Annotated in this window: 3 protein-coding genes and 1 tRNA gene; 2 read left to right on the top strand and 2 right to left on the bottom strand. The window is 67.8% G+C overall.

Annotated features, from left to right (window positions below):
* Positions 1 to 199: 199 nt before the first annotated feature.
* Positions 200 to 273, top strand: a tRNA-Arg gene (locus tag Q0066_RS03160).
* 11 nt (positions 274 to 284) lie between these two features.
* Here the strand turns inward: Q0066_RS03160 and Q0066_RS03155 are convergent.
* The gene (locus Q0066_RS03155; RefSeq protein ID WP_298129964.1) at positions 285 to 1079 is read right to left on the bottom strand and encodes an ABC transporter permease; all 795 of its coding nucleotides are present in this window, start codon (positions 1077 to 1079) and stop codon (positions 285 to 287) included.
* Positions 1076 to 2110: an ATP-binding cassette domain-containing protein gene (locus tag Q0066_RS03150; protein ID WP_298129963.1), complete on the bottom strand. Its 1035-nt coding sequence runs from the start codon at positions 2108 to 2110 to the stop codon at positions 1076 to 1078. The genes Q0066_RS03155 and Q0066_RS03150 overlap by 4 nt, the downstream gene beginning before the upstream one ends.
* Before the next feature lie 62 nt (positions 2111 to 2172).
* On the opposite strand from Q0066_RS03150, the gene Q0066_RS03145 reads away from it, so the two are divergent.
* Positions 2173 to 3029, top strand: an 857-nt coding sequence (locus Q0066_RS03145) for a WYL domain-containing protein (protein ID WP_298129961.1), incomplete at its 3' end; no start/stop codon positions are given.

Genomic DNA, 3029 nt, shown 5'->3' with positions numbered 1-3029 from the left:
GGTGCGGTGCGGCGTCAGGAAGGGGAGAGTAGCGGAAGACCCATCCGACGGTCTGGTGGGTTCAGCGGCGTGTCTGCTTGGACACCATGCGTCGGAGCTGCGCGTCAAGCTGACCCCTAGAATCGTCCACGGACGGCTCCCCGGGAGGGCGACAGGCGACGATGCGCCTCGCTACGCTCTCGCTCGCGCTGTCTGCATTGCCTCGGTAGCTCAGTTGGATAGAGCAGCCGCCTTCTAAGCGGCTGGCCGCGAGTTCGAGTCTCGCCCGAGGCGCCCACAACTACTCAATTGCTCTTCTGAATGGCTCGGACGCCGACCAGCAGCCCGACTGCGGCGAGGACGAGGGCGGCCAACCAGCCCCATGAGACCGCGAGGTTCCCGAGATCGCCGGCGAGCAGGGCACGCTCGGCCTGCACCACCCAGTTGATCGGATTGACCGCGGAGACCGCGCGCATCCAGCCCGGGGCGGTGTCGAGCGGGAGCAGCATGCCGGACAGGATCAGCAGCGGGAAGATCAGTGTCTGCTGCACTCCCCAGAACAGCCATTCCCGGTCCTTGGTCTTGAGCGCCAGGGTGTAGGACAGGGCTCCCAGGCCGACGCCGAACACCGCCAGCAGAGCGAGCCCGATCAGCAGGCCCAGCGGGTGGATGGTGAAGCCGAACGGCCAGGCGATCAGCACGATGATCACCGCCTGCGCCACGATCGGCGCGATCTCTTTCAGGGCCCGGCCGATCAGCAGCGACGAGCGGGCCAGCGGCGCCACCAGGGTGCGTTCGTGTGAGCCGGTCATCATCTCGTACTGCAGATTCGAACCGGTCGCGCCGGTGCCGAACAGCACGATCATCACCAGGACTCCGGGCACGAACCACTGCAGCGTCTCGCCGACGGGTTGCCCGGACGTGCCGATCAGCAGCGGCCCGAACAGGCCGAGGAAGACCAGCGGCTGCACCAGGCTGAAGATCAGCGTGAACGGGTCGCGGACAACGGGTTTCAGCTCGCGGATCAGCACGTTCCAGGTGTCCCGTGCCGGGTTCGCGCGTACCGCGGTGTCGAGGTTCTCAGGTCGCACGGTGGTCATCGGCTCACTCCCGCCTTCTCTTCGAGTTTCTCGGATTGCTGGTCTTCCTCGGCGTCCGCGCCCTCGCCGGCTTCGCGCAACGTGCGTCCGGTCAGCGCCAGGAACACGTCGTCGAGCGTGGGTGGTACGCCGGTGGCGGATCGGACGACGATGCCCGCACCGTCCAGGGCGCGCACCATCGCCGGGAGAAGCGCGTCGCCCTCGGGTGCCGTGACGGTGACGGACGCCTCGCCCGAGCGAGCCACTTCACGATCGGTGAGCCGCTGGACGACGGCGACCGCCGCCGCGGCGTCCGTTTCGTTGGCGAAGCCCAGGGTGACCACATCGCCGGCCAGATTCGCCTTGAGCCGTGCGGCGGTGTCGTCGGCGATCACACGGCCCTTGTCCATCACCATCACCCGCTCGGCGTACCGGTCGGCCTCTTCGAGGTAGTGAGTGGTGAGGAAGATCGTGGTGCCGTGACTGGCCCGAAGTTCGAGGATGTGCTGCCACAGATTGGCCCGGCTCTGCGGATCGAGACCGGTGGAAGGTTCATCGAGGAACAACAACGGCGGTGCGTGCATCAGGCCAAGGGCGACATCGAGCCGGCGCTTCTGCCCACCGGAGAGCTGCTGCACCGAGCGGTTCGCGAAGCCGGCGAGGTCGAGCGACTCGATGAGATCGTCGGCGCGAGTCTTCGCGGCCACTTTCGACATGCCGTAGAAGGCGCCCTGGCTGAGCAGCTCGTCGCGGGTCCGTTGCGCGAAACTGCCGCTGGTGAGCTGACCCACATAGCCGATCCGGGCGCGGACCTCAGCCGGCCGGGTCAGGATGTCGAAGCCGACGACGCGCGCGGTGCCCGAGGTCGGTGGAATGAGGGTCGTGAGCATGCGCAGGCTGGTGGATTTGCCGGCGCCGTTGGGTCCGAGGAACGCGACGAGTTCGCCGCGGCTGACTTCGAAGCTGAGGTCGGTGACCGCCTCGACGGTCCGTTTCCTGACAGTGAAGCGCTTGGTCAAACCCTGCGCTTCGATGATCGGTTCATTCGCCATGGCTTCACGCTAGATTCCAATGCGGACAGATCCGGTCCGCGATGTGCGGCAGTCTTGAAGACATGGCCGATACGACGACCCGGGCCCTGGCGCTACTGAACCTGTTGCAGGCGCACCGCCACTGGCCGGGCGCCGAGCTTGCCCAACGGCTCGGCGTCACCGAACGGACGGTGCGGCGCGACGTCGAACGGCTGCGCGAACTCGGGTATCGCATCGAGTCCACACCTGGTGTTGCAGGCGGTTACCGGCTGGAGGCGGGCAGCGCCGTTCCTCCGCTGCTGCTCACCGACGAGGAGGCGGTGGCGATGGCGATCGGGCTGCGCGTCGCGGCGTCCCAGCGCCTGGTCAGCGGGCCGGAAACAACGATTACGGCCCTGGCCAAGCTGGAGCAGGTGCTGCCCGCGTCGCTGCGCCGGCGGGTCAAGGCACTCGCCGAGACCGTCCAGCCCGCCGGGATCAATGCTGGGGCCGCGGTCTCCAGCGATGTGCTGGGCGAGTTGGCGCTGGCGATCCGCGATCACGAACGGGTGCGTTTCGGCTACACCGCGGCGTCCGGGCAGCGGACCCGCCGCCGGGTCGAACCGCACGCCCTGGCGCCCGCGGAAAGGCATTGGTATCTGCTGTGCTGGGACCTCGACAAGGACGATTGGCGCACCTTCCGGGTGGACCGGCTCGCCGATGTCGAGCACACCACCGTGCTCTTCACGCCGAAGCCGTTGACCGCCGAAGAGATCGAGGAGTTCATCCTGGTGGCCCGCTCGTGGGTGCGGCAGGCGGTCGAGGCGGACGCTGTGATGGCCCTGCCGCACGACGAGATGCGGCGCTATTTCGGGCAATGGGGCCAGGGTGCGCAGGCCGAGGACGACACGCACACCCGGTGGCCGGTCGGTGGCAGTGACTTCCGCGAAACCATGTACGG

This window comes from Micropruina sp., from assembly GCF_027492755.1.
GTDB lineage: Bacteria > Actinomycetota > Actinomycetes > Propionibacteriales > Propionibacteriaceae > Micropruina.
The sequence above is the reverse complement of the archived record's forward strand: the minus strand, read 5'-3'. Positions and strand labels throughout refer to the sequence as shown.

Coding starts and splice junctions, on each gene's coding strand:
- Q0066_RS03150 (WP_298129963.1), bottom strand. CDS start 2,110: ATGGCGAATGAACCGATCATCGAAGCGCAGGGTTTGACCAAGCGCTTC.
- Q0066_RS03155 (WP_298129964.1), bottom strand. CDS start 1,079: ATGACCACCGTGCGACCTGAGAACCTCGACACCGCGGTACGCGCGAAC.